General features: G+C 64.0%; 32 protein-coding genes. 16 read left to right on the top strand and 16 right to left on the bottom strand.

From position 1 onward, the window contains the following. Positions 1 to 19: 19 nt before the first annotated feature. Positions 20 to 685: a L,D-transpeptidase family protein gene (locus J1C52_RS13245; RefSeq protein WP_370633271.1), complete on the top strand. Its 666-nt coding sequence runs from the start codon at positions 20 to 22 to the stop codon at positions 683 to 685. On the opposite strand, the gene J1C52_RS13240 is transcribed toward J1C52_RS13245, so the two are convergent. Beyond that, on the bottom strand, positions 654 to 1634 hold the full coding sequence (locus tag J1C52_RS13240; protein ID WP_227428423.1) for a glutathione S-transferase family protein: 981 nt from the start codon (positions 1632 to 1634) through the stop codon (positions 654 to 656). The two genes, J1C52_RS13245 and J1C52_RS13240, sit on opposite strands and share 32 nt — an antisense overlap. Before the next feature lie 190 nt (positions 1635 to 1824). Between J1C52_RS13240 and J1C52_RS13235 the strand changes: the two genes are divergently transcribed. Both J1C52_RS13235 and J1C52_RS13230 read left to right on the top strand, forming a co-directional pair. Beyond that, a complete protein-coding gene (locus J1C52_RS13235; protein WP_227428422.1) occupies positions 1825 to 2625 on the top strand; it encodes an endonuclease/exonuclease/phosphatase family protein in 801 nt (266 codons plus the stop codon). Positions 2626 to 2758: 133 nt separating this feature from the next. Next, positions 2759 to 3685, top strand: a complete 927-nt coding sequence (locus J1C52_RS13230; protein WP_227428421.1) for an MBL fold metallo-hydrolase — start codon at positions 2759 to 2761, stop codon at positions 3683 to 3685. A 204-nt stretch (positions 3686 to 3889) separates the two neighbouring features. On the opposite strand, the gene J1C52_RS13225 is transcribed toward J1C52_RS13230, so the two are convergent. After that, positions 3890 to 5062 (bottom strand): MalY/PatB family protein, encoded by a 1173-nt coding sequence (locus tag J1C52_RS13225; protein WP_227428420.1) that lies wholly within the window; start codon positions 5060 to 5062, stop codon positions 3890 to 3892. A gap of 98 nt (positions 5063 to 5160) precedes the next feature. On the opposite strand from J1C52_RS13225, the gene def (J1C52_RS13220) reads away from it, so the two are divergent. The 3 genes from def (J1C52_RS13220) to fmt are packed head-to-tail and all read left to right on the top strand — an operon-like array spanning position 5161 to position 7117. Continuing rightward, positions 5161 to 5682, top strand: a complete 522-nt coding sequence (def, locus tag J1C52_RS13220; RefSeq protein WP_227428419.1) for a peptide deformylase — start codon at positions 5161 to 5163, stop codon at positions 5680 to 5682. Next, entirely contained in the window at positions 5679 to 6173 is a 495-nt protein-coding gene (gene def / locus J1C52_RS13215; protein WP_227428418.1) for a peptide deformylase, read from the top strand. Before def (J1C52_RS13220) ends, def (J1C52_RS13215) begins: the two co-directional genes overlap by 4 nt. Positions 6174 to 6211: 38 nt before the next feature. Further along, positions 6212 to 7117 (top strand): methionyl-tRNA formyltransferase, encoded by a 906-nt coding sequence (gene fmt / locus J1C52_RS13210; protein WP_227428417.1) that lies wholly within the window; start codon positions 6212 to 6214, stop codon positions 7115 to 7117. On the opposite strand, the gene J1C52_RS13205 is transcribed toward fmt, so the two are convergent. Beyond that, positions 7114 to 8277: an MFS transporter gene (locus tag J1C52_RS13205; protein WP_227428416.1), complete on the bottom strand. Its 1164-nt coding sequence runs from the start codon at positions 8275 to 8277 to the stop codon at positions 7114 to 7116. The two genes, fmt and J1C52_RS13205, sit on opposite strands and share 4 nt — an antisense overlap. Positions 8278 to 8398: 121 nt before the next feature. Here J1C52_RS13205 and J1C52_RS13200 point away from each other — a divergent pair, with 121 nt between their 5' ends. From J1C52_RS13200 to J1C52_RS13190, 3 genes are all read left to right on the top strand, one after another. Beyond that, entirely contained in the window at positions 8399 to 9250 is an 852-nt protein-coding gene (locus J1C52_RS13200) for a methylated-DNA--[protein]-cysteine S-methyltransferase (RefSeq protein WP_227428415.1), read from the top strand. Positions 9251 to 9341: 91 nt separating this feature from the next. Continuing rightward, positions 9342 to 9980 carry an OmpA family protein gene (locus J1C52_RS13195; protein ID WP_227428414.1) on the top strand — a complete coding sequence of 213 codons (639 nt, stop codon included), beginning with the start codon at positions 9342 to 9344 and terminating at the stop codon, positions 9978 to 9980. 117 nt (positions 9981 to 10097) lie between these two features. Further along, a complete protein-coding gene (locus tag J1C52_RS13190) occupies positions 10098 to 10865 on the top strand; it encodes a FadR/GntR family transcriptional regulator (protein WP_227428413.1) in 768 nt (255 codons plus the stop codon). 62 nt (positions 10866 to 10927) lie between these two features. On the opposite strand, the gene J1C52_RS13185 is transcribed toward J1C52_RS13190, so the two are convergent. The 5 genes from J1C52_RS13185 to J1C52_RS13165 form a co-directional block, all read right to left on the bottom strand. Next, positions 10928 to 11488: an ATP F0F1 synthase subunit B gene (locus J1C52_RS13185; protein ID WP_227428450.1), complete on the bottom strand. Its 561-nt coding sequence runs from the start codon at positions 11486 to 11488 to the stop codon at positions 10928 to 10930. After that, complete coding sequence (locus tag J1C52_RS13180) at positions 11488 to 12006, bottom strand: F0F1 ATP synthase subunit B' (RefSeq protein WP_227428412.1); 519 nt, start codon at positions 12004 to 12006, stop codon at positions 11488 to 11490. The genes J1C52_RS13185 and J1C52_RS13180 overlap by 1 nt, the downstream gene beginning before the upstream one ends. A gap of 77 nt (positions 12007 to 12083) precedes the next feature. After that, the gene (locus J1C52_RS13175) at positions 12084 to 12320 is read right to left on the bottom strand and encodes a F0F1 ATP synthase subunit C (protein WP_071797553.1); all 237 of its coding nucleotides are present in this window, start codon (positions 12318 to 12320) and stop codon (positions 12084 to 12086) included. A 53-nt stretch (positions 12321 to 12373) separates the two neighbouring features. Continuing rightward, positions 12374 to 13081 carry a F0F1 ATP synthase subunit A gene (locus J1C52_RS13170; RefSeq protein WP_227428411.1) on the bottom strand — a complete coding sequence of 236 codons (708 nt, stop codon included), beginning with the start codon at positions 13079 to 13081 and terminating at the stop codon, positions 12374 to 12376. Positions 13082 to 13121: 40 nt separating this feature from the next. Next, entirely contained in the window at positions 13122 to 13460 is a 339-nt protein-coding gene (locus tag J1C52_RS13165; protein WP_227428410.1) for an AtpZ/AtpI family protein, read from the bottom strand. Between the two features lie 214 nt (positions 13461 to 13674). Between J1C52_RS13165 and J1C52_RS13160 the strand changes: the two genes are divergently transcribed. Next, a complete protein-coding gene (locus J1C52_RS13160; RefSeq protein WP_227428409.1) occupies positions 13675 to 14031 on the top strand; it encodes an ArsR/SmtB family transcription factor in 357 nt (118 codons plus the stop codon). On the opposite strand, the gene J1C52_RS13155 is transcribed toward J1C52_RS13160, so the two are convergent. The 4 genes from J1C52_RS13155 to J1C52_RS13140 form a co-directional block, all read right to left on the bottom strand. Then, the gene (locus J1C52_RS13155; RefSeq protein ID WP_227428408.1) at positions 13961 to 15991 is read right to left on the bottom strand and encodes a TRAP transporter permease; all 2031 of its coding nucleotides are present in this window, start codon (positions 15989 to 15991) and stop codon (positions 13961 to 13963) included. The genes J1C52_RS13160 and J1C52_RS13155 overlap by 71 nt on opposite strands. A 17-nt stretch (positions 15992 to 16008) precedes the next feature. Continuing rightward, the gene (locus tag J1C52_RS13150) at positions 16009 to 16449 is read right to left on the bottom strand and encodes a DUF1850 domain-containing protein (RefSeq protein WP_227428407.1); all 441 of its coding nucleotides are present in this window, start codon (positions 16447 to 16449) and stop codon (positions 16009 to 16011) included. Between the two features lie 23 nt (positions 16450 to 16472). Beyond that, entirely contained in the window at positions 16473 to 17432 is a 960-nt protein-coding gene (locus J1C52_RS13145; protein ID WP_227428406.1) for a TAXI family TRAP transporter solute-binding subunit, read from the bottom strand. 86 nt (positions 17433 to 17518) lie between these two features. Beyond that, positions 17519 to 18115: a LysE family translocator gene (locus tag J1C52_RS13140; protein WP_227428405.1), complete on the bottom strand. Its 597-nt coding sequence runs from the start codon at positions 18113 to 18115 to the stop codon at positions 17519 to 17521. An 87-nt stretch (positions 18116 to 18202) separates the two neighbouring features. Between J1C52_RS13140 and J1C52_RS13135 the strand changes: the two genes are divergently transcribed. Next, a complete protein-coding gene (locus J1C52_RS13135; RefSeq protein WP_227428404.1) occupies positions 18203 to 18655 on the top strand; it encodes an Lrp/AsnC family transcriptional regulator in 453 nt (150 codons plus the stop codon). Between the two features lie 61 nt (positions 18656 to 18716). After that, positions 18717 to 19358 carry a ParA family partition ATPase gene (parA, locus tag J1C52_RS13130; RefSeq protein ID WP_227428403.1) on the top strand — a complete coding sequence of 214 codons (642 nt, stop codon included), beginning with the start codon at positions 18717 to 18719 and terminating at the stop codon, positions 19356 to 19358. 126 nt (positions 19359 to 19484) lie between these two features. Here parA and J1C52_RS13125 read toward each other — a convergent pair whose 3' ends face one another. The 3 genes from J1C52_RS13125 to J1C52_RS13115 are packed head-to-tail and all read right to left on the bottom strand — an operon-like array spanning position 19485 to position 21311. Beyond that, positions 19485 to 20558 carry a 5-(carboxyamino)imidazole ribonucleotide synthase gene (locus J1C52_RS13125; RefSeq protein ID WP_227428402.1) on the bottom strand — a complete coding sequence of 358 codons (1074 nt, stop codon included), beginning with the start codon at positions 20556 to 20558 and terminating at the stop codon, positions 19485 to 19487. After that, entirely contained in the window at positions 20551 to 21033 is a 483-nt protein-coding gene (purE, locus tag J1C52_RS13120) for a 5-(carboxyamino)imidazole ribonucleotide mutase (RefSeq protein ID WP_227428401.1), read from the bottom strand. Before purE ends, J1C52_RS13125 begins: the two co-directional genes overlap by 8 nt. Before the next feature lie 59 nt (positions 21034 to 21092). Beyond that, positions 21093 to 21311, bottom strand: coding sequence for a YdcH family protein (locus J1C52_RS13115; RefSeq protein WP_227428400.1), 219 nt, complete (start codon positions 21309 to 21311; stop codon positions 21093 to 21095). 178 nt (positions 21312 to 21489) lie between these two features. On the opposite strand from J1C52_RS13115, the gene J1C52_RS13110 reads away from it, so the two are divergent. The 4 genes from J1C52_RS13110 (at position 21490) to J1C52_RS13095 (ending at position 23186) form a co-directional block, all read left to right on the top strand. Beyond that, positions 21490 to 21906 carry an Hsp20 family protein gene (locus J1C52_RS13110; protein WP_227428399.1) on the top strand — a complete coding sequence of 139 codons (417 nt, stop codon included), beginning with the start codon at positions 21490 to 21492 and terminating at the stop codon, positions 21904 to 21906. Positions 21907 to 21917: 11 nt separating this feature from the next. Next, positions 21918 to 22142, top strand: a complete 225-nt coding sequence (locus J1C52_RS13105) for a DUF1150 family protein (protein WP_227428398.1) — start codon at positions 21918 to 21920, stop codon at positions 22140 to 22142. 237 nt (positions 22143 to 22379) lie between these two features. Next, positions 22380 to 22637: a YjhX family toxin gene (locus J1C52_RS13100; RefSeq protein WP_227428397.1), complete on the top strand. Its 258-nt coding sequence runs from the start codon at positions 22380 to 22382 to the stop codon at positions 22635 to 22637. Between the two features lie 12 nt (positions 22638 to 22649). After that, positions 22650 to 23186, top strand: coding sequence for a GNAT family N-acetyltransferase (locus tag J1C52_RS13095; protein ID WP_227428396.1), 537 nt, complete (start codon positions 22650 to 22652; stop codon positions 23184 to 23186). Positions 23187 to 23228: 42 nt separating this feature from the next. Here J1C52_RS13095 and dxs read toward each other — a convergent pair whose 3' ends face one another. Continuing rightward, positions 23229 to 25145 (bottom strand): 1-deoxy-D-xylulose-5-phosphate synthase, encoded by a 1917-nt coding sequence (gene dxs / locus J1C52_RS13090; protein ID WP_227428395.1) that lies wholly within the window; start codon positions 25143 to 25145, stop codon positions 23229 to 23231. Between the last annotated feature and the right edge of the window lie 5 nt (positions 25146 to 25150).

Raw genomic sequence — 25150 nt, 5'->3', positions numbered from 1 at the left:
AAAAATTCCAGAGGATTCGATGCAGCTTGCCCGCCTGTTCCTGCCCTTGGCGCTTCTGGCCGTCCTGACGGCCTGCGCGCCGACGAAGTTTCGCAGCTATGACGGCCCCGAAGTCACGCGCGTGGTGGTCTACAAGGCCGAGCGGCAGATGGACCTTTTGCATTTCGGCACGGTCCTGAAAAGCTACCGGGTGGATCTGGGCCAAGACCCGAAGGGACACAAGCAGCGCGAGGGCGACAACCGCACGCCAGAGGGCGATTACGTCATCGACCGGCGCAACCCCAACAGCGCCTTTCACCTGTCGATCGGGATCGACTATCCGAACCAGGCCGACCGCGAACGGGCGCGGGCCAATGGCTGGCGTCCGGGTGGCGACATTTTCATCCATGGGCGCGGGCCGAATTACCAGCGTGCGCGCGGCGACTGGACGAATGGCTGCATTGCCGTGACAGACCGGCAGATGGAAGACATCTACGCCATGGTGCGCAACGGCACGCCCATCACCATTTTCGCATCAAAACAGCAAGAGCTGGAACGCTCGGGCATGAGCGCGCCCGCGCTGGTGGCGGGCGGCCCGGTCGATCTGCTTGCGCCGCAAAGCTCGCCGGTCAGCACGGTTCTGGTGCTGACCCCGAACCGCGACAGCCCCCGGCCTAGGCCATCGCCCGCCCGTGCGGTGCGCTGAAATCCGGGCGCGGGTTGATCGGGATGATCCGGTGCGGATTGATCGTGTCATGGCTGTAATGGTAGTGCCGCACGATATGGTCGAAATGCACCGTCCGCGCCACGCCGGGGTGCTGGTATAGCTGCCGCGTATAGTCCCAAAGCGCCGGGTAATCCACGATGCGGGCGCGGTTGCACTTGAAATGGGTGTGATAGACCAGATCGAAGCGCACCAGCGTCGGGAACAGCCGCCAGTCGGCCTCTGTCAGGCGGTCGCCCGCGACATAGGCTTGGCGCGACAGCCGGTCCTCCAGCCAGCCCAACGTGTCGAATAGCGGATAGACCGCCGCTTCATAGGCTTTCTGCGTGCTGGCAAAGCCGGATTTGTAGACACCGTTGTTCAGCGTATCATAGACGCGCGCATTCACCGCGTCGATCTCTGCCCGCAGGTCTTGCGGGTAATAGTCGTCCGTATTGCCCGTGATGTGGTTAAAGGCCGTGTTGAACATGCGGATGATCTCGGCGCTTTCATTGGACACGATCTTGCCCTGCGCCTTGTCCCACAGCACGGGCACGGTTGCGCGGCCCGACACTTTGGGGTCGGCGCGGGTGTAGATGTCACGGATATGGCCGCTTTGAAACAGCCTGTCGCCGGTCGCACCGGGAAAATCGCTGGCAAAGCTCCAGCCGTCATCCAGCATGTCGGGATGTACGACCGACACGTCGATCAGGTCTTCCAGCCCTTTCAAGGCGCGGAAAATCAGCGTGCGATGCGCCCAAGGGCAGGCGTAGGACACATACAGGTGGTAGCGCCCGGCTTCGGCCTTGAAGCCACCTTCACCCGTCGGGCCGGCGCTGCCGTCGGCGGTGATCCAGTTGCGAAACCGTGAAGTGTCGCGCTGGAACGCACCCCCTGTTTTCTTGGTGTCATACCATTGGTCCGACCATTTGCCGTCGATCAGGATACCCATCACATTGCTCCTTTCGTCTGCCATGTCAGATAAACAGCCCCGCGCGCAGGGCCAATCTGCGCCAGCGCGCACAACTTGTGCGCATGGGGGCAAGAGCACGCCGCGCCCCGGCTCGGGGGCCGGGGCAGGGTGCGCGGTTTACATCGCGGCGGGCAGGTGAAAGGGTTGCGCGACCCAAATGGAGCGCGCCATGCAAATCATGTGCCTGAATGGCTGGGGTGGCACCTTGCACGACAAGATCGTGCCGTATCTGTCCGCCACGCAGCCCGATGTCCTGTGCCTGCAAGAGGTGGTGCACACACCTGACGCCCGCAAAGAGTGGCTGACCTATCGTGACGGCGACCATGTGCTGCCGCAACGCGCGCGCTTTTTCCAAGAGGTCTGTGACGCCTTGCCGAACCACCGCGCCATCTTTTGCCCCGCGGCGCAAGGCGCGCTGTGGGATGGCGATGCGCCTGTTGCGTCGCAATGGGGGCTGGCAAGCTTCGTGCGCGCCGATATTGCCATCGTCGCACAGGTGCAGGGCTTCGTGCACAAGGGATTTTCCGCCGATGGGTTTGGCGATCACCCACGGTCACGCAGCGCCCATGCGATGCGCCTGTTCGACCCGGCCAGCAAGCGCATGGTCAGCGTGACACAAATGCACGGCTTGCGCGATCTGGCGGGCAAGATGGACACACCCGCCCGCGCCGCGCAAGCCGAGCGACTGATGGCGATGACGCGGCAGGTGACGGAACCGGGCGATCTGCAAATCGTCTGCGGCGATTTCAACCTTCTTCCGGGCAGCGCGACGCTGGCGCTTCTGGCAGAGCACGGGCTGACGGAACTGGTGCAGCATCACGGCTTTCCGGGCACCCGCAATTCGCATTACACCAAGCCCCAGCGCTATGCGGATTACATGTTCATCAACGATCTGGCGGCGGTCGCGCGGTTTGACGTGGTCTATCAGCCCGAAGTGTCGGACCATTGCCCGCTGGTGCTGCACCTGTAGCCCGCGCGACCGGGCGCAAATTTGCGCAGGTGCTGTGCATTTTGTGACCGCCCTTGATCGCTTGCGCAGGCGACAAGCGGGATCGGCGCGCTATCTTGCCCGTTCGACAACAGTCGCAACAGGAGGAATGACCATGACCACCCTGACACGTCGCGGCCTGATCGCCGCCGGTGCCGCCCTGCCGCTGGCAGGCCTGAGCGCCCCGAAACTGGCCCGCGCCGAAGCGCCGATGATGGGCGCAAGTTTTGCCCGCCACCGCCGCTTCATGATTGGCGGGTTCGAGGTGACGACAATTCTGGGCGGCACCACCCCGCGCGAGGAACCGCAGGGCATTTTCGGCATGAACGTCCCGGCCGAGGAATTCGCCGAAGTCAGCCGCGCGAATTTCCTGTCGACGGATGTCTCGCAATTCTATTTCACGCCTACCGTGGTCAATACCGGCTCGGAACTGGTGCTGTTCGACACCGGCCTGAATGGCGCGGCCACGACAGAGGCACTGGCGAGCGCAGGCTACACGCCAGACCAGATCGACATCGTGGTTCTGACGCATATGCATGGCGACCATATCGGCGGCATGATGACCGATGGCGCGCCCACCTTCCCGAATGCCCGCTATGTGACCGGGCAGGCAGAATTCGACCATTGGGCGGCGGCGGGCAATGAGGGCTTTGACGCCAATGTCCGCCCCATGGCCGAGATGATGACCTTCTTGGGCGATGGCGATGACGTGGTCACGGGCATTACCGGCATGGCCGCCTTCGGGCACACGCCGGGGCATATGGTCTACCGTCTGGAAAGCGAAGGCGCGGGGCTGGTGATCTTTGCCGATCTGGCCAACCATCCCGTCTGGTCGCTGGCGCGCCCCGATTGGGAAGTGCGCTTCGACGCCGACAAGGCCGCCGCGGCCGAAAGCCGCCGGCGCGTGCTGGGCATGATCGCCGCCGACCGCATTCCCGCGGTCGGCTACCACATGCCCTTCCCCGCCGTGGGCTATGTCGATACCGGCAGCGATGGCGCCGAATTCCGCTGGGTGCCGGAATCGGGCCAGTTGATGGGCTAAGTCCGCGCTCGGGCCAAGACATCGCGCCCCGGCATTTTGCCGGGGCGTTTTCATGTCGGGCCAGGCCAGAGGCCCCGGCTCTGCTGCCGCGGCGGGTTGTGTGGGTTGGCCCCGCCAGAGCCAGATGCTCAAACGCTACAAGAAGCGCCCCCCGCTCCGGGCTTGACCCGGAGCCTTGCCGCCGGCGCGGTCGGCGCGGCAGGCTTATTGCAGGTCGCCGAAAGCGCGTTGCAGGCGGACGACCGCGTCCTCGATCACCGCACGCGGCGCGCCAAGGTTGAAGCGCAGGAAGCTTGCGCCGCCGGTGCCGAAACTGGGGCCGTGATTGGCGACGATCTTTGCATCCCGCTCCACCCGCGCCGTGAATTCGGCCATATCCATCCCAGTGCCGGAAAAATCGACCCAAGCAAGGTAGGTCGATTGCAATTGCATCGACCGCAGGCCCGGAATGGCATTCACGCCCGCATCGAACACCCGGCGGTTTTCGTCCAGATAGGCCAGCAGCGCATCGGCCCATTCAGCACCGGCGGGCGAATAGGCCGCCGTCACCGCGTGCAGCCCGAAACTGTTGGGCGAAATGCCCAGCGCGCCCAGCGTGGCGGTGAATTGCGCGCGCAGACGGTCATCCGGGATAATGACCTGCCCGCAATGCGTACCCGCGATGTTGAATGTCTTGGAGGGTGCGGTCAGCATCACGATGCGGTCCATATGCTCTGGCGCGGCCAGCGGCATGACGATGTGCTTATGCCCCGGCATCACCAGGTCATGGTGAATCTCGTCCGACACCAGCAGCAGGTCATGACGCGCACAGAACGCGGCCAGATCGCGCAATTCATTGAGCGTCCAGACCCGTCCGCCGGGATTATGCGGCGAGCACAGGATCACCATGCGCGTGCGGTCATCGACCAACGCGTCGGCGGCCTGAAGGTCCATCTGGTAGAGGCCATCGTTTTCGACCATCGGGCATTCGACCACCTTGCGCCCTGCCGCATGAATGGTGCGAGCGAACGCATGATAGACGGGGGTAAACAGCATCACGCCATCGCCCGGCGCAGTCCATGTGTGCAGGCACAGCCCCACCGCGTTGACCAAACCGTGCGTGGTCGAGATATGCGCGGGGTCCACCTGCCAGCCATGGCGGTGTTCCATCCACCAGCAAATGGCGGCGCGATAGGCGCTGTCATCGCCGAAATAGCCATAGACGCCATGGTCCAGAACCGCTTGCAGCGCGTCCTGCACGGCTTGGGGCGGGCGAAAATCCATATCCGCCACCCACATCGCCAGACCATCCTCGGGCGAGACGCCATAGATCGGCTGCATCATGTCCCATTTCGCGCAATGCGTGCCGCGCCGGTCGATGATCTCGTCGAAAGTCATGGTCTACCCTCCGTTTTGGCCAAGCTGACCCGTGTTCCGGGGGCATTCAAGCCCAAAAGCCGTTGAACGCGGGCAAGGCTTCGCTTACATCGCTGTGCATGAGCATTCGCCCCATCCTGATCCATCCCGACCCGCGGCTGAAAAAGCTGTGCGAGCCGGTGTCCGCGGTCACGTCCGACATCGGCAAGCTGGCCGAGGATATGCTGGAAACCATGTATGACGCGCCGGGCGTGGGCCTAGCCGCGCCACAGGTGGGCGTTCTCAAGCGCATCTTCGTCATGGATTGCGTGAAAGAGGATGATGCAGAAAAGCGCCCGATGGTGCTGATAAACCCGGAAATCATCGCGTCCTCTGAGGAAACCAACACCTATGAGGAAGGCTGCCTGTCCATCCCGGAACAATATGCCGAGGTGACGCGCCCGAAGCTTGTGACCATGCGCTGGATGGGGCTGGACGGCAAAACCCACGAGGACGAATTCGACGCGCTTTGGGCCACCTGCGCGCAGCACGAGCTGGACCATCTGAACGGCAAGCTGTTCATCGACCATCTGGGCGCGATCAAGCGGCAGATGATTACCCGCAAGATGGTGAAATACAAACGCGAGAAGGCCCGCGCGTGAGCGTCCGCCGCTGCCTGCCATGGCCCGACCCGGTGCTGCGCCGCAAGGCCGCCCCGGTCGATACGATCACGGATGACATTCGCGCCATCTGGGCCGACATGATCGACACGATGGAGGCAATGCCGGGCGTGGGCCTTGCCGCGCCGCAAATCGGCATCAGCCTGCGGCTGGCCGTGGTCGATGCGTCGCAGGCGCGTGGGCAGGCCATACGCATGGCGAACCCTGAAATTCTGCACGCCAGCGCCGTCATGCGCCTGCATGATGAAGCCAGTCCGAACCTGCCCGGCGTGCACGCCACGATCGAACGGCCCCGCGCCGTGACGGTCCGCTATCTGAACGCGGATGGGGCTTGGGAAGAGCGCGAGATGGTCGGCCTTTGGTCCACCAGCGTGCAGCACCAGATCGACCATCTGGACGGGCGAATGTTCTTCGACCGCCTCAGCCGGGTGAAACGCGACATGTTGCTGCGGCGCGCGCAGAAGGCGCGTTAGGCGTCTGGTCGCCTTGGTGCAAGAGGAAGGGGGACGCGATGCGGGTTGTCTTTATGGGAACGCCAGAGTTTTCGGTGCCCGCGCTGGACGCTGTCCATGCCGCGCATGAGGTGGTTTGCGTTTACACCCAGCCGCCGCGCCCTGCGGGCCGTGGCAAGAAGGACCGCCCCTCGCCCGTGCAGGCCCGTGCCGAAGCACTTGGCCTGCCCGTGCGCCACCCTGTCAGCCTGAAAGGGGCCGAGGCGCAGGCGGAATTCGCCGCGCTGGGTGCCGATGTGGCGGTCGTTGTGGCCTATGGGCTGATCCTGCCGCAAGCGGTGCTCGATGCCCCGCGCCATGGCTGCCTGAACATCCATGCCAGCCTGTTGCCGCGCTGGCGCGGTGCCGCGCCCATCCATCGCGCAATCATGGCGGGTGACGCGGAAACCGGCGTCTGCATCATGCAGATGGAGGCGGGGCTGGACACTGGCCCCGTCCTGTTGCGAGAGGCGACACCGATTGCCGAGAGCGACACCACAGCCACCCTGCACGACCGTCTATCGGCAATTGGGGCGCGTCTGATAGTGGAGGCGCTGGCGCAGTTGGACAGCTTGGTGCCCCAACCGCAGCCGGAGGACGGCGTGACCTATGCCGCCAAGATCGACAAATCCGAGGCGCGGATCGACTGGACACAACCCGCCGAGGTGGTGGCGCGTCAGATACGGGCGCTCTCGCCCTTTCCCGGCGCGTGGTGCGACAGCCCTGCGGGGCGGTTGAAACTGCTGGACGCGCGGGCGGTTACGGGCAAAGGCACACCGGGCGAAGTGCTCGACGGGTTGACCATCGCTTGCGGCACGGGCGCGGTGCAGGTCTTAGCCGTGCAGCGCGAGGGCAAGCGCCCGAGTGACGCAGAGGCGTTCCTGAACGGCCACCGCTTTGCCCCCGGCACGGTGTTGGGCGGTTAATCCGTGCGGTCCGTGGCGAACAGGTAGATCGCGCAGCCTGCCAGCAGCAGCACGGCGAAGAAGCCGAAGAGCAGCCCATACGCCCCGCCCCCCAGCGCGTGAACATGCCCGCTTGCGACCTGCAACAGCCCGACCCCGCCAATGGAAAACAGGTTGATGAGCGTCACGCCCCGCCCGGTCAGATGCGCGGGGATGAAGCTGCGCCCATGCGCCATGAGCATGGGGAAGGACGCCCCGAAAAAGCCCACCGCCGCCAGCAGCGCCGCACTGGCCCAAAGCCCCATGCCGGGGGCCAGCGCCAAGCTGCCAAGGGCCACGGCCCCCAGCAGGTTGCCGCCAAGGATGACCCATTTGCGCGTGCCAAGCAGCCGGTCGAGCGGGCCATAGGCGAAATTGCCCGCGATCATGGCGCAGGCCATCAGCAGCGTGACTTGGCCGACCAGATTGGCATCGGCGCCGTAAGTGTCGGTCATGTACGGGCCGACCCACAGCCCGCGCAGCCCGGCCGATGGCGCGTAATTGACGAATAGTAGCGGCATCATCCACCACAGCGCGCGAATGCGCAGCACGTCGCGCAGGCGGGCTTTCGTGCCCTCGGGGGCGGTGGCGCGGGGCGGGTCGGGGATGACCACCCACAGCACCGAAGCCACAAGCGCCGTGATTCCCGCCATGACCCACAGGGCGGCGCGCCAACCATAAACCTCTGACGCCCAGGCCAGCGGCCACGCGCCCAAGATGTTGCCCAGCGATCCAAGGCCGATGACCGCACCCGCCAGCGTGGCAAAGACGGCGGGCGCGAAACTGCGCGCGAAGATGAAATAGGACGCCATCAGCACCGGCGCGCAGCCCACGCCTAGCGCCATCATCGCGATATGGATATGCGTGGCACTTTGCGCCATGGCGAAGATCGCGGCGCCGCCCGTGCCGCCGATCCCCAGCATCAACGCGGTGGTCCGGCGTGGGCCGATTGCGTCCAGCGCGGCCCCTAGCGGAATTTGCGCCGCCGCAAAGACCAGGAACCACAGGCCCGATGACAGCGCCAGATCATCCGGGGTCACGCCCAGATCTTGCGCCAGCGGGCCGGCCAGAACGGCCAGGAACGCACGGTAAAACTGGCTGAGCAGATAGCCCAGCACCAGACAGGCGACACCGAGTTTCACGCAAGACCTCCTCCCAAAGGACTAGGGTGCTTTAGTGCACTTGTGAAACACGCGCAATGCGCAGGTTTCGGGGTGCGGGGCGGCAGCGGGCGGGCTAGGTTGGGCGGCGAAAGGAACCGCCATGGACCAAAGCTATCATTACAAGCTGATCGCGCGGGCGATTGCGCTGATCGACGCGCCGGGCGGCACCTCGCGCAGTCTGGACGATCTGGCGGCAGAGCTGGGCCTGAGCGCCGCGCATTTCCAGCGGGTGTTCAGCGCTTGGGCTGGGGTCTCTCCCAAGCGTTACCAGCAATACCTGACGCTGGGCCACGCGCGGCGGCTGCTGGAAGCGCGGTTTTCCACTTTCGACACGGCGCTGGAACTGGGTCTGTCGGGGCAGGCGCGGCTGCACGATCTGTTCCTGCGCTGGGAGGCGATGACGCCGGGCGACTACGCCAAACGCGGCGACGGCCTGACCATTCGCCACGCGTGGTTGGACAGCCCCTTTGGCCCCGCGTTGGCCATGGCCACGGAACGCGGCTTGTGCGGGCTGGCCTTTGCTGAAATGATCGACGACCCCGGCACGCTGGCCGACATGACCCGGCGCTGGCCGAAAGCGCGCTACATCGCGGATGCGGGCGCGGTGGCAGAGCAGATGGGCGATCTGTTCCAGACCCGTGGCACGGCGCGGCTGCACATGATGGGCACGCCCTTTCAGATCAAGGTCTGGGAAGCGCTTTTGCACGTGCCCCCCGGCCATGTCACAAGCTACGGCGAGGTGGCCAAGCGCGTCTGCTCAGAGCGTGCCGCCCGCGCGGTGGGCACGGCGGTGGGGCGCAACCCGTTGGGCTTTGTCATCCCGTGCCACCGGGTGTTGCAAGGCAGCGGCGCGCTGGGCGGCTACCATTGGGGGCTGACGCGCAAACGCGCCATGCTGGGCTGGGAAGCGGCCCGAACAGAGGCCGAGGCGGCCCCGCTGTCGCAAGCGTGATGGCGAAAGCTTGCGCATCGCGCGGCTTGGCAATAGGCGGCAGCGTGCGCGAATGGTATGACAGGGCCAAACGCTGCGAAGGAGCATACCGATGAAACTGGCCGTAACTCTTGCTGTTTCCGCCTTAGCGCTGAGCGCCTGCGCCCCGAACCCCAACAACCCGCAAAACCGCACCTTGGTCGGCGCTCTCACCGGGGCTGCCGTGGGCGGCGTGGTGGGCGCGGCCACCGGCGATGGCGGCGGGCGTCGTGCGCTGGCGGGCGCGGTCATCGGCGGCACGGCGGGTGCGCTGATCGGGCAGCAACTGGACCGTCAGGCCGAAGAGCTGCGCCGCCAGTTGGGTGGCAATGTGAATATCCAGAACACCGGGCAAGAGCTGATCCTGACCCTGCCGCAAGACCTGCTGTTCGCGACTGACAGCGCGAGCGTGCGCCCCGACCTGCAAAACGACCTGCGGGTGATCGCAAATAACCTTGTGAATTACCCCCGCAGCGATGTGCGTGTTGTCGGCCATACCGACAATACCGGGTCGGCCAGCTACAATCAGGACTTGTCGGAACGGCGCGCGGCCAGCGTGGCGCAGGTGCTGTTCAACAATGGCGTGGCCCCCTCGCGCGTGCGCACCGAAGGGCGCGGCCTGACCCAACCAATTGCCGATAATGGCACGGCAGCGGGGCGGCAGCAGAACCGGCGTGTGGAAATCTATATCCGGCCGCATCAACAAGGCTGAGTGTTCTACAATTGGACGACAAGGGTGGCCCGACAGGCCACCCTTTTTCATTGCGTCATGGGTAAACCGGTCATATCTTTTTACCAATACCCCGGGGCGCGGGGATGAGGAGGAACCATGCCCTTTCAACGCATCCAGCCGGAGAGGCTGTCGCGTTCTGTCGTCCGGCAGATAGAGCTGTTGCTGTTGCGCGGCGTGCTGCGCCCCGGCGAACGTTTGCCCGCAGAGCGCGATCTGGCCGAACGTCTGGGCGTGTCGCGCCCCAGCCTGCGCGACGCCTTGGCCGAATTGCAAACGCGCGGCCTGTTGGAAAGCCGGGCGGGCGCGGGCGTGTTCGTGGCGGAACTGCTGGACAGCGCGTTCTCGGATTCTCTGGTGCGGCTGTTTGCCGAGCATGACGAAGCCTTGTTCGACTATATCAGCTTTCGCCGCGACATGGAGGGGATGTCTGCCGAGCGCGCCGCGCGCTACGGCTCGGACACCGATTTGCAGATCATCGACACGCTATACAAACGGATGGAAGCCGCGCACCAAAAGCGCGACCCGACCGAGGAAGCGCAGCTGGATGCCGAGTTTCACCTGTCGATTGTCGAGGCGTCGCATAACATCATCATGCTGCACATGATGCGGGCCATGTTCGACCTGCTGCACAAGGGCGTGTTCTACAATCGCCAGATGATCTTTCGCCAGCGCGCCACGCGCGGCGATTTGCTGGCGCAGCACAAGGCGATCAACAGCGCCATTCAGGCGCGCGACCCCGCCGCCGCCAAGGCCGCGGCCACCGCGCATCTGGATTTCGTCGAGCGGATTATGAACGACTACAAGCGCAGCGAACATAACGAGGCGATTGCCCGCCTGCGCTATGAGCACGCCCAACAAGGCTAAGACCCGCGCATGAAAAAACCCGGCACAGGTGGCCGGGTTTTCGCAAAGTCGGGCGCGGGCGCTTAGTGCAGACGCTCGCCAGCGGCCTTGATGGCGGCATCAACCAACGCGTCGCCGCGTGCATCGTCCATGTTCTTGGCGATGACGGTGCTGGCCGCTGCGACGGCAACCGCAGTCGCGCGATCGCGAACCTGCCGCACAGCCGTCGCTTCGGCGGACGCGATCTGATCCTCGGCGGCCTTCAAGCGGCGGGCGATAGAGGCTTCGATCTCTGCCTTGGTCTGTTCGGCAGCAAGCTGCGCGTCAGCCTTGGCCTTTTCAACGATGCGGGCGGCCTGTTCCTTGACCTCGGCCTGCTTGCGCTCAAAAGAGGCGTGCAGTTCCAAGGCTTCCTCGCGCAGGCGGCGGGCTTCGTCCAGTTCGGCCTTGATCGTCTCGGCGCGGCTGTCAAGGAAACCGCCCAGCTTGCCGGGCACCTTCGCATAGATCAGCACACCGCAGAAGATGAGGAATGCGGCGAGAACGATCAGGTCGGTGTTGTAGAGCGAGAAGAAGGGCTTGCCTTCGACCGCCGCAAACGCGGGGCTGGCCACAAGCGACGCCAGAATAGCAATCCGCAACATCATGCGTCCCCCTTCATCTGGGCTTTCACCGCGGCGTTCACGCTGCGCGCGTCGGCTTTCACGTCGAAGGCCGCCAGAATGTCCTTGGTCACGTCGGTAGAAACCTCGTTCACCATCTCGACCGCATTGGCGGTGATCTCGCGAATGCGCTTTTCCGACTCTGCCGACTTGGAAGCGATCTCTGCATCGGCCTTGGCGATCTGCGCATTCAGCGCTTCCTGCATCTCTGCCTTCGCAGCCTCGACGATACGAGCGGCTTCGGCACGGGCGTCCGCTTCGGCCTTCTTGAAGGCCTCTTCGGCTTCCTGCGCTTTCAGCTTGTATTCCTCTGCCGCCGCAATGTCTGCGGTGATCGCGCTCCGGCGGTCGGCCAGAACCGAGGCAACACGCGGCAGCGCCACGCGCGACATGACAAAATACAGAACCACCATGGCCACGACCAGCCAGAAGATCTGGTTCGAGAATGTGGTTACATCCAGTTGGGGCATACCCGGCCCCGAAGCGGCAGTCTCTGCCATATCATCCCCCTAACCCCGGAAAACACCGGCGAGGCGCGCTCGCGCCCCGCCAGCCGTAAGGATACGTCGGGACGATCTTAGACAGCGAACATCAGCAGCAGAGCGACGAGGAACGAGAAAATCCCCAGTGCTTCTGCGAACGCGATGCCGATGAACAGGAATGCGGTCTGGCCAGCAGCAGCCGACGGATTGCGCAGCGCGCCTGCCAGGTAGTTGCCAGCAACGTGGCCCACACCGATACCTGCACCACCCATGCCCAAGCATGCGAGGCCAGCACCGATATAAGCGCCCATTTGTACGATATCGCCTTCCATAGTCGTTTCTCCTTACGTTGGAATTGGCTGGATTTGGTTCGGACCTTGCGCCCTTAGTGAGCCGGGTGCAGCGCGTCTTTCAGGTAGACGCAGGTCAGAATGGTGAACACATAGGCCTGAATAACGGCCACCAGCAGTTCCAGCGCATAAAGCGCGGTCACTGCCAGAATGGGAAGGAAGAAGAAGGCACCGAGTGCCGCAGCAAAGCCAGCGAACACTTTGGCCACGGCGTGACCCGCCATCATCGCGCCTGCAAGACGGATGGAATGGCTGACGGGGCGCACGAAGTAGGAAATCACCTCGATCAACGCCAGAACGGGGCGCAGGGCCAAGGGTGCGCTGCTGACCCAGAACAGTTTCAGGAACTTGGTGCCGTGCAGGATGAAACCCAGCGCCGTGACGGTAAAGAACACGGTAAATGCCAGCACCGCCGTGACCGCGATATGCGAGGTCGTGGTAAAGGCGAAGGGGATCAGGCCCAGCAGGTTCGCGAACAGCACGAACATGAAAAGGGTAAAGATATACGGGAAGAAGCGCACGGCATCGTGGCCAGCGACATCCTCGACCATCTTGTAGATGAAGCCGTAGGTCATTTCCGCCGCTGACTGTGCGCGGCTAGGCACCATCGCGCGACCGCGTGCGCCGAAGACCATCAGCAGGGTGGCGGCAACCACGGTCAGCGCCATCCACAGCGTAACGTTGGTGGGCGTATACCAGGCGATGTCGCCCCCAAAGAGCGATTCGACCCGAAACTGATCCATGGGCGCAATGTGAAGGCCGCCACTTTCTTCTGCCACAGCTCTAGTCCTCTTTGTCCGCGCCCGCGTGCGGCGGGGTCGATTGATCTGCTTTCAGGCCCAATTCGCGTGCCGAGCGCATCATGGTCTGCACACCGGCGGCGAAGCCCAACAATGTAAACAGCACCAGAAACAGCGGCATGGTGTCGAACACCCAATCCAGCCCGTATCCGATGCCGGCCCCGATAAGCAGGCCGGTAACCAGTTCGATCACCATGCGCCAGCCCACTTGGGCCATGGAATGATGGTCTTGCGCGGCCGGCTTTGGGTCATGCTTGGCCCGAACCTGCGAGATGCGCGTCTCGAGTGCCTTGAGGCGCTCACGCTCGTCGCTGTCGGTCATGCCCTCTCCCGGTCACAAGTTGCGCGCAAGCTATGCAGAGGGGGCTTCAGAGTCAAGCAAGCAAACGCGGGGCAGCCCGCTTCATAAGATATTGAAAATTAACGGATTTGTCCTTCGCCGCGATTCACGGCCCGTGCCCGAACGCTGGATTTCGCGCTTGCAGCATATTCAACCAATCAGTTGACCTTTTCCCGCGCCCGCGAAAGATAGGCGCATGAGCAGCAGCCCCGCCCCATCGCTTGACCAGGTTTTTACCGCGCTGGCGGACCCGACCCGGCGGGCCATTCTGTCCATGCTTCTGGAAGACGACATGGCCGTGACCGATGTGGCAGAGCCGTTCGACATGTCGCTGGCCGCCGTGTCCAAGCACTTGGCGATCCTTGCCAATGCCGGATTGATTAGCCAGGAAAAACGCGGTCGCGTGAAATGGTGCAAGCTGGAACCCGACGCCCTACGCGAGGCGTCGGTCTGGATGCAGGCGTTCGGCCAGTATGATGCGCTTAATCTGGACGCGTTCGAGCGGTTTCTGGCGCAAGAACTGTCCGATCCTGACGCCCCGCCATCCAGTTAAGCCCCAAAAGCACCAAGATCGCCGCAGCGCCCGCCAGTTCAGCGGCAAAGCTGGGCCAGAACAGCCCGATGATGGGCGGAACCAGCGCCAGCCGCATCCACGCTTTCATGGGGGCGAAGAGGTAGCCCTCGATGGTGGCGGCAAAGGCGATCAGGCCAAGCGCCGCGCTGAAGCCCGTCCAGATCACATAGGGCACCGGGCCGCCCATGATAAGTTCCGGGTTGAACACCATGAAGGCCGGGATCAGATACAGACCCTTGGCGAATTTCCACGCCTGAACGCTGGTTTCCATGGGTTTCGCGCCGGCAATGGCCGCGCCTGCGAAGCCCGCCAGCGCCACGGGCGGCGTGACGTTGCTATCCTGCGAATACCAGAACACCACCAGATGCGCGATCAGAAGTGGGATGCCGAATTCGGTGTTCAGCGCGGGGCCGACAAGCACGATCAGCACGATATAGCTGGCCGTGACCGGCAGGCCCAAGCCAAGGATCAGCGACGCAACCAGCACCAGCGCCAGCGCGATCACGATATTCCCGCCCGAAAGCGAGACCATCATGGAGCTGAATTTCAGCCCCAGCCCGGTCAGGCCCACAACGCCCACAATAATGCCCGCGACTGCACAAGCGATCGACACCGCCACCGCGTTGCGCGCGCCCAGTTCGAGCGATTCAAAGATCATGCGGATGCCGCGCATGACCGACTCGCGGATGCGTGCGCCCGTCATTGGCCCGTCGGCATAAAGCGCCCAAGCGCCCCGCAGCCCCGCCATGGCAATGACAGAGATAATCGCCCAGAACCCCACCCGCATGGGAGAGATGTTATTGACCAGCAGCACCACCAGCAGGATCAGCGGCACGATGAATTGCCAGCCTGCCGCCAGCACTTGCTTGACCACCGGCAGTTCCGCCGCGTCCAGCCCGCGCATCCCTTGCTTCATCGCGACGATATGCACGAACAGGTAGACCGTGCCCAGATACAGGATCGCCGGGAAAATCGACACCAGAACGATGTCGATATACGGAATGCGCGTGTATTCAGAGATCAGGAACGCGCCTGCCCCCATCAGGGGCGGCGTGATCTGCCCGCCGGTGGATGCCGCCGCCTCTACCCCGCCCGCCTGCGCAGGGCGGTAGCCCAGCTTCTTCATCAGCGGGATGGTGAAAGCCCCGGTCGTGACCACATTCGCGATGGCCGACCCGGAAATCGACCCCATGCCCGCGCTGGCGATGACCGCCGCTTTCGCAGGCCCGCCGGGCTTGCGCCCCGTCGCGGCAAAGGCAAGGTCGATAAAGAACTTGCCCGCGCCGGTCTTTTCAAGGAATGCGCCGAACAGAACGAACATGAAGACGAAGGTCGCAGCCACGCCCAAGGGCAGGCCGAATATGCCTTCTTGGCCAAGGTAAAGCTGGCCAACCAGACGGTCCACGCTGGCGCCGCGATGCGCCAAGATCCCCGGCATCATGTCGCCCAGCCACGGCAGCGCCCCCCGAGAGCCTGCAAGCGCGTAAAGAATGGCGATGATCCCGATCAGCGTCAGGCCGAAACCCACCGCGCGGCGGCTGGCCTCTAACACCGCGACGATACAGACGATGCCCACGACAATATCCGCCGTGGTCCACCAGCCCGCGCGGGCGATGATGTCGTCCAGATACCAGATAATGTAGAACCCGCTCAGGAACGACGCGACCAGAAAGCCCGCGTCGATGACCCATGCCCACCAAGTGCGCGGGCGCGACTGGCCCGTCAGCGGGAACAGAAGGAACGCAAGGAACAGGATGAACCCCAGATGCGCGGTGCGCTGATAGAACAGGCCAAGGGGTTCGATACCTGCCGTGTAAAGCTGGAACAGCGACAGCGCCACGCCCGTCAGCGTGATCGCCCATAATACGGGGCGCGGCTGCACACGGTCGGCAGAGCGCATAGACTCCGGGATCACATCTTGCGGGTCGGTCTGGGTCATCTGTCTATCCCGTCAGGTCAGTCTGTGGCGCGCAAGCTGACGCGCTGGTTCGCGGCCAGAGCCGACAGGTCAATCGTGTCGCGGCCATTGGTCAGGCTGTGGCCCACGAAGGCGGGGCCAACACGCAAGGGCAAGCCGGTGGGGGGCAGGGGCTCATTAATCTCGACAATCCAGTAACCGCCACCCTCGGCAGGCAGCACGCGGCCCCGGCCAGCAACCTCTCCCAAACCTGCGGCGTAGTCATGCAGGTAGCTGCGGCGCAGGACAAGGCGGCCCGATGTGGTGCCGAAACAATCCGCCACGGCCCCGCCCGTCACCGAATGCGCCCAGCTCAGGCAAATCTCGCCTTCGGGCGGAAAGGGCAGCTCTGCCAGCACCTTGCCCGCAGGGTCCACCACCTGAAGCATGGGGTCGGCCCAAGCGGGCGCGGCCAGCCACAGGAAAAGGGCGGCCACCATGGGCCGCCCCAGTGCCGTCAGCCTCACGGGCGTTGGCGATCCTGCACGGCGGCACCCACTTCTTCCAGGTAGCGCAGCGCGCCGGGGTGGAAGGGGATGGGCGTTGCCGCGACCGAGAATTCCAGCGTGGTGTCGTTGGCCGCCGGATGGATGGCAATCAGCTCTGCCACGTTCTCATACATCGCCTTGGTGATGTTATAGGCCAGTTCCTCGTCCATATCCTCGTGCACGATCAGCACATTGGGTGTGGAGATGGTCGGCACACCATCAGTCATGCCTTCATACAGGCCCGCACGCAGCGTGTAGGGGGCAAAAGTCGGCTCTGCCGCGATGGCGGCGGCGATCTGCTCTTCCGTCATCGCGATCATCGAAATCTCGCGCGTGGTCGCCAGGTTCAGGATCGACGAGGTGGGCGGGCCCACGCTCCAGAAGCCCGCGTCGATGTCGCCATCGCGCAGCGCATCGGCGGTCTCGTTGAAGTTCAGGCGCTGTTCATCGAAATCTTCATAGGTGATGCCGTTCGCAGCCAGCAGCGTCTGCGCGCTGACTTCGGTGCCAGAGCCGGGCGCGCCGACCGACACGCGCTTGCCGCGCAGGTCTTCGATGCTGCTGATGCCGCTACCGGCCAGCGTGACGATCTGCACCGCGTTGGGGTAGATCGAGGCCAATGCGCGCAGCTCGCCCACCTGACGGCCCTCGAACGCGCCGGTGCCGGTATAGGCGCCGAACACGGTATCGGCCAGCGCAATGGCAATGTCGCTATCGCCGCGCGCAATCAGCGCCACGTTTTCCACCGACGCGCCGGTCACTTCCGCGCTGGCGGATGCGCCCTCGACATGGTTGTTGATGACTTCTGCCAGACCGCCGCCATAGGGGAAATAGGTGCCCCCGGTGCCGCCCGTCGCGATGGACAATTCCTGCGCCGCGACAGGTGCCGCCAAAAGCGCAACTGCGGCCGCAAGGGCCGTTGTCTTGAATGTCATGGTATCCTCCCACGGATATGTGTGTTTTTGTGGGGCCACAGGGCCGAGGGAAACACTAGCCCCGGCCCTGACAGGGTGCAAGCCTTTCAGCCCTGAAACACCACCGGGTAGAGCGAGGCGACCAGCAGCACCGCCATCGTGTAGTTGAACACACGCAACCATGTGGGGCGGGTCAACAGGCGGCGCAGGCTGACGCCGACCGCGGTCCAGATCACCGTTGTCAGCCAACCCACGCTCAGAAAGCCCAGCGCCACCCATGCCACGGCAGTGAATTGCTGATCCGGCGCATAAATCGCCACGGCGGCCAGTGACATGATCCATGCCTTCGGGTTCACCCATTGAAACGCGGCAGCTTGCAGGAAGGTCAGCGGATGCCCCTCGACCTTGGTGCCAGAGGGCGGCACGGCGGTGGCGATTTTCCATGCCAGCCACAGCATATACAGCACCGACACCACCTTGAGCGCCATTTGCAAGGGCGGGTAGCCGATGAACGCCCCCATCAGCCCGATCCCGACCAGAAACACCATGAACGCATGGCCAAGGGCCACGCCCACCATATGCGGAATGGTGCGCCGAAAGCCGAAATTCACGCCCGATGCCATCAGCATGACGTTGTTCGGTCCCGGCGTGACGGCGGTGACGAAGGCGAAGGTCAGAAGGGCGGCGAAAATCTCGATGGTCATGGGGCTGCTCCAGTTTCACGCAATCTAGCGTCTGAATGGCGCGTAATTCTTGCAAACTTTGCGCGTATGGCGCTATCTTCGCAATTGATGAGCGATCTTGACGATAAATCACAACAGATATTGCGCATCCTGCAACGCGAGGGGCGCATCGCGAATCTGGAACTGGCCGACCGCGTGGGCCTGTCGCCCTCGGCCTGTCTGCGCCGGGTGCAGGATATGGAGCGGCGCGGCATCATCACCGGCTATCGCGCCGTGGTGGACCCGGCCAAGACCGGGATCGGCTTTGTCGCTTATGTCACGGTGGGCCTGTCGCAGCATACCAAGGCCGCGCAGGCAGAGTTCGAGCGCCTGATGCGCGCCGCGCCGCAAGTGCGCGAGTGTCACAACATCACCGGCACAGTCGAATACCTGCTGCGGGTCGAGGCGCGCGACCTGCCCGCCTACAAGCATTTCCACACTGAATACCTGGGCGCGTTCCCCTATCTGAACACGCTGACCACGCTGGTTGTCATGGGCTCGCCCAAGGATGAACGCGCCTGAATTTTGACGTGCATTCGCGGCGGCCTTACGCTATGCTGCACCGCAGCAAAAGGGGCGGGACATGACCAAGGGCAAGGTAATCACCATCGCGCAGCAAAAAGGCGGGTCGGGCAAAACGACGCTCGCCGTCAATCTGGGGGTGATGCTGGCCCGCGCGGGGCAGTCGGTCGCGTTTCTGGACACCGACCCGCAAGGGTCGTTGGGCCGCTGGTTCATGACCCGGCACGAAGCGGGCCGCGCGGATGGGATGGAGTTTTCCACCGCATCGGCCTGGGGCGTAGGCTACGAGGTCGGCAAGCTGCGCGACATGGCGCAATTCGTCATCATCGACACGCCGCCCAAGGCAGACAGCGACCTGCGCCCGGCTTTGCGCGCGGCTGATCTGGTGGTGGTGCCGATCGCATCCAGCCATGTCGATCTATGGGCGACCGATGGCGTGCTAGATCTTGCCCGCCGCGAGGGGCGTGAGGTGCTTCTGGTGCTGAACCGCGCCCGCGCGGGCACCAAGCTGGGGGCCGAAATATCAGAGGCCGCCAAGGGGCTTGCCGCGCAACTGGCCGAGACGCAGATCGCCAACCGCGTGGCCTATGCCGCCAGTCTGGGCGAAGGGCTGGGGGCCGCCGAGGGGGCCGCGAACCCCGCCTTGCGCGCAGAGTTGGACGCGCTTCTGGCAGAGTTGTTGGCGGCGCTGGACGAGGCATAGGCAGGCCTGCCACCTTTTCCCATCGCGCCCCGGACCTGATCCGGGGCCTCACTTTCAGTGAGCTTGAAACTTCCAACGGAATTATCCGGCGTCGCAGGCTCTGGGACGAGCGGCTGTCACGACACGTTACCCCCGCGACACAATCCGGTTCGCGTGGCCCATCTTGCGCCCCGCGCGGCGCTCTGGCTTGCCATATAGGTGCAGCGCCACGTCGCGCTCGGTCAGCAGGTCGGGCACGCGGTCCATATCGTCACCGATCAGGTTTTCCATGACCACATCGGCATAGCGGTGCCCGTCGCCCAAAGGCAGCCCGGTGATCGCGCGGATATGTTGCTCGAACTGGTCCACGGTGCAGCCATTCTGCGTCCAATGGCCGGAATTATGCACGCGCGGCGCGATTTCATTCACGATCAGCCCTTGCTGCGTGACGAACAGCTCGACCCCCATGACGCCGACATAATCGAGCGCGTTCAGGATGCGCCCGGCCAGCAGCACCGCATCGGCGCGCTGCGACCCGGTCAGCCGCGCGGGCACGGTGGTGCGGCGCAGGATGCCGCCCTCATGCAGGTTCTCGCCCGGATCATAGGCCGCCACCCGGCCATCCAGACCGCGCGAAGCAATCACCGACACTTCGTGACTGAAGTCCACGAACCCTTCAAGGATCGCATCCGCCCCGGCCATCTCGGCCAAGGCAGCGTCGGCATCCGCAGGCGCCATGATCCGCGCCTGCCCCTTGCCATCATACCCCATACGGCGGGTTTTCAGGATTGCGGGCGCACCGATCTGCGCGACAGCGGCAGCCATGCTTTCCGCGTCGGACACGGGCGCAAACGGGGCCGTCATCAACCCCAGATCGCGCAGGAATTGCTTTTCGGTCAGCCGGTCTTGCGACACGGCCAAGGCGCGGCGATTGGGGCGGATGGGGCGCGTGGCCTCCAGCAGGTCCAGCGTGGCGGTGGGGATGTTCTCGAACTCGAACGTAATCACGTCGACAGAGGCCGCGAAGGCGTTCAGCGCCGCCACATCCTCCCATGGTGCGGTTGTGACCTGCGCACAGACATCGCCCGCGGGCGGGTTCGCACCGGGGTCATAGACATGGCAGCGATAGCCCAGACGGCTGGCGGCCGCCGACAGCATCCGCCCCAACTGGCCGCCGCCCAGAATGCCGATGGTCGCGCCTTGCGGCAGGGTTTCAGTCATCGGACGGCTCCTGCGGGATAGACTCCGACAGCGCCGCGCGCCAAGCATCCAGCCGCGCCGCGAGGTCGGGGTCTTGCAGCGCCAGAATACCCGCCGCCATCAGCCCGGCATTGGCCGCACCGCCAATCGCCATGGTCGCCACCGGGTAGCCGCGTGGCATCTGGACAATGGAATACAGGCTATCGACGCCCGAAAGCGCCCGCGTCTGCACAGGCACACCGATGACCGGGACACGGGTTTTCGACGCCATCATGCCGGGCAGATGCGCCGCACCGCCCGCGCCCGCGATAATCACCTGCAAACCACGCGCCACGGCACCGCGCCCATAGTCCCACAGACGGTCGGGCGTGCGATGGGCGGAGACGATGCGCGACTCGTAAGCCACGCCCAATTCATCCAGAATCGCCGCTGCCTCGCGCATGGTGGGCCAGTCCGACTGGCTGCCCATGATGATCCCGACCTTGATCTGTGCCATGTTTACCCCGCGACATTGATTGCCGCCTTATACAAGGCAGGCATGAAGGCGCAATTCCTTCAGGCGATAATGTCGGGCGTCAATTCGTCCTCGATCCGGGCAATCTGGTCTTTCAGCACAAGTTTTTCCTTTTTCAGGCGCTGCACGGTCAGTTGCGTGTTCGGCCCCTGCGCCTGCAAGGCGGCAATCGCTTCGTCCAAGTCGCGGTGCTTTTGGCGCAGCACCTCCAGCTTCAGGCGCAACACCTCTTCATGTGTCAGTTCATGGGGCGCGTTCATATGCGGGACCAGCCTTGTTTTTCGCCAGACTAGCCCGGATGCTTGCGCGACAAAAGCCTTTGATGGGCGCGCTTGCAGATTGTTCACACCGCACCCATATCTTTGGGCAAGGGACCGCCAGACATGGGGTCCGCCGCACCGTCGCCTTGGACAAGGGACGCTGGAAAGGACATGGCAGATGAGCAAACTCACCTTCCCGTCGCACCCGCTTTTGCTGGGGTTCGACCAGATGGAACGGCTGGTCGAGCGCACGGCGCGCAACGGGGCCGACGGCTACCCGCCCTTCAACATCGAAGTGACCGGGCCGCACAGCTTTCGCATCACGCTGGCGCTGGCCGGATTCCGCGAGGATGACCTGTCGATCACGCTGGAAGGCCGCCAGCTTGTGGTGCGCGGCCAGCAGACCGATGCCGGGTCAGAGGACCGCGTTTTCCTGCACCGGGGCATCGCCGCCCGCCAGTTCCAGCGCGTGTTCGCCTTGGGCGACGGGGTGGACGTGGCAAAAGCGGCGCTAAGTGATGGGTTGCTGCATATCGACCTGAAACGTCACGAGCCCGAGGAAACCGTCCAGATCATCCGCATAGATCGCAAGTGAAAGGGAAGCCAATGAACACCAAATTCCCGAACCTGACCAGCACCAAGCCGATTGCCTATGTCCGCCCCGTGAAAGTGGCCGACCTGCCCGACGATATCCGAGAGCAATTGCACGGTGTGAACGAGATGTATGCCATCCACCACGAAGAAGGCGACCAGTTGGCGCTGGTGACGAACCGCACCATGGCGTTTGTCATGGCCCGCCAAAATGACTTTGAGCCGGTGAGCGTGCATTGACGCCACAGGCGTCGGGTTTTCTAGCAAATTCACAGCCGCAGCCTTGGCGTCAACCTGCGCCAAGGCTATTTTCGTATGGCGCGGCGGAAGAATGTCCGCGCGACGGAGATTTTATGCAAGAGACCCGGGCATAAGCCCGTTCCCGGCCAACGGCTAGAGGGACGCGAAACCGAAAGGCCACTCTGGCAGCGTGCCGAGTGACCTGTTTTTGCATCTGCACGAAATCGAGACACTCCGATGAATATCTCAAAGCACGAACAACGTGTTTTGCACGAACTCGCCCTTGGCGGGGCCATCCACCATGAACGGTGCGACGGTGGCAAGATACGCAAGATCACCTGCTTCACCCGCGACGGCTTCGTGCTGTCCGACTGCACGCTCGATCTGTTTTTACGCCTGAAACGGCGGCGCTTCATCCGCTCGCAAAACGGGCAGCCTTACCGTGTATCGCGCCAGGGCATAGACGCCGTGCGCGCGCAACTGAACCAACGCTGAAGGAAAAAACCGATGGAATTTACAACAGACATGGCCCAACCGCAGGCCATCATCGACCTGTTCCGCGCCACCTTCACCGCTTCGGAAGGGGCGGAAGAAGGTGCGGTGATCGGCGATTTCGTCACGGCGCTTTTGTCCACCACGCCCGCAGAGGATATTTTCGTGTTCTCTGCTTTGGAGGAGGGCACCGTGCACGCCTGCGCCATCTTCACCCGCCTGCGCTTCGCGGAAGATGCGCGCAGGGCGTTCATCCTGTCGCCCATGGCGGTGGCGACAGCGCAGCAAGGCAGGGGGCTGGGGCAGAAGCTGCTGCGCCACGCCTTTGAGCAGTTGCGCGGCGCGGGCGTGGATGTCGCGCTGACTTATGGCGACATCAACTTCTACGGGCGCGTGGGCTATCAGCAGATTGACGAGGCAATGGCGCAAGCGCCCCTGCCGCTCAGCTATCCCGAAGGTTGGCTGGCGCAATCGCTGACAGACGCCGAGCTGACGCCGCTACAGGGGGCCGCAACCTGCGTGCCCGCGCTGAACGACCCGGCACTTTGGTAAACTGGCGGAGCATCCGGGGCGCACACCCTCGGATGCTTCCCTTTACGCTGATTTCGCCTGACTGTCCTTGCCCAGCACCGACAGCACCTTGTCCACGATCTGCGGCGCGTTCATGGCGGCGACGTCATACATGGCCTTGGGGCTGGCTTGGTCGATGAAGATGTCAGGCAGCACCATGGAGCGGAATTTCAGCCCGTGGTCGAACACGCCTTCGTCCGACAAAAGCTGGGCGACATGGCTGCCGAAGCCGCCGACCGCGCCTTCCTCTATGGTAATCAGCGCCTCATGCTCGGCGGCGAGTTTCAGGATCAACTCGCGGTCCAAGGGCTTGGCGAAGCGTGCATCGGCCACGGTGGGGGTAATCCCCTGCGCGCCCAAGCTCTCGCAGGCTTTCAGCACCTCGCCCAGACGGGTGCCGAAGGACAGGATCGCCACGCGGCTGCCCTCGCGGATCATCCGGCCCTTGCCGATTTCCAGCGGAACGCCGCGCGCGGGCATTTCAACGCCCTCGCCTTCGCCGCGCGGATAGCGGAAGGCGATGGGGCCATCGTCATGCGCCACGGCAGTGGCGACCATATGCACCAGTTCCGCCTCGTCCGCGGCGGCCATGACCACGAAACCCGGCAGGTTCGCCAGATAGGCCACGTCGAAACTGCCCGCATGGGTCGCGCCATCGGCACCCACAAGCCCCGCGCGGTCGATGGCGAAGCGCACGGGCAGGCGCTGGATCGCCACGTCATGCACCACTTGGTCATAGCCGCGCTGCAAGAAGGTCGAATACATGGCGCAAAAGGGTTTCATGCCGCCCGCCGCAAGCCCCGCGCAAAAGGTCACGCCATGTTGTTCCGCAATCGCCACGTCGAACATGCGCGACGGGTGCGCCTTGGCGAACAGGTCCAGCCCGGTGCCGTCGGGCATGGCGGCGGTGACGGCCACGATCTTGTCGTCGCGGTCGGCTTCGTCGATCAGCGCTTGCGCGAATACCTTGGTGTAGCTGGGCGCATTGGGCGTGGCCTTTTGCTGCTTGCCGGTCACAAGGTCGAACTTGGCGCGGGCATGGCCGCGATCCTCGGCATCCTCGGCGGGGCCATAGCCCTTGCCCTTCTTGGTCAGCACATGGATCAGCACGGGTTCGTCCGCGCGAGCCTGAAGCGTGCGGAACACCCACAAAAGCTGGTCCAGATCGTGCCCGTCGATGGGGCCGACATAGTTGAAGCCCAGTTCTTCGAACAAGGTGCCGCCGACGGTGGCGTGTTTCAGCAAGTCCTTGGCCCGGCGCGCGCCTTCCTGAATGGGGCCGGGCATGAAGGACAACGCCCCCTTCACAGCCTGTTTCAGGTCTTGCACCGGCTTGTCGGCATAAAGCCGCGACAGGTAGCTGGACATGGCCCCGGTCGGCGGTGCGATGGACATCTCGTTGTCGTTCAGCACCACGAACAGCCGCTTGCCCCAATGGCCGGCATTGTTCAGCGCTTCATAGGCCATGCCCGCGCTGATCGCGCCATCGCCGATCACGGCAATCGCATCGCCCAAGGCAGGCTCTGGCGCACCACCCAGATCGCGCGCCACGGCAAAGCCCAGCGCAGCGGAAATAGAGGTCGAGCTATGCGCCGCGCCAAACGGGTCATAGGGCGATTCAGACCGCTTGGTGAAACCCGACAGCCCGTTTTCCTGGCGCAGGGTGCGCATACGGTCGCGGCGGCCGGTGATGATCTTGTGCGGATAGCACTGGTGCGAGACGTCCCAGATCAGCCGGTCGCGCGGCGTGTCGAACACCGCGTGCAGCGCAACGGTCAGCTCCACCACGCCCAGCCCCGCACCCAGATGACCGCCGGTTTCGGACACGGTGGCAATGGTGTCGGCGCGCAATTCATCGGCCACTTGCCGCAACTGGGCATCGGTCATGCCGCGCAGATCGGCGGGGCTGTGAACCTTGTCCAGAAGAGGGGTATCGGGCATCGGCT

This window comes from Roseibaca sp. Y0-43 (assembly GCF_020667835.1).
In the GTDB taxonomy this organism is placed as follows: domain Bacteria; phylum Pseudomonadota; class Alphaproteobacteria; order Rhodobacterales; family Rhodobacteraceae; genus Roseinatronobacter.
The sequence above is the reverse complement of the archived record's forward strand: the minus strand, read 5'-3'. Positions and strand labels throughout refer to the sequence as shown.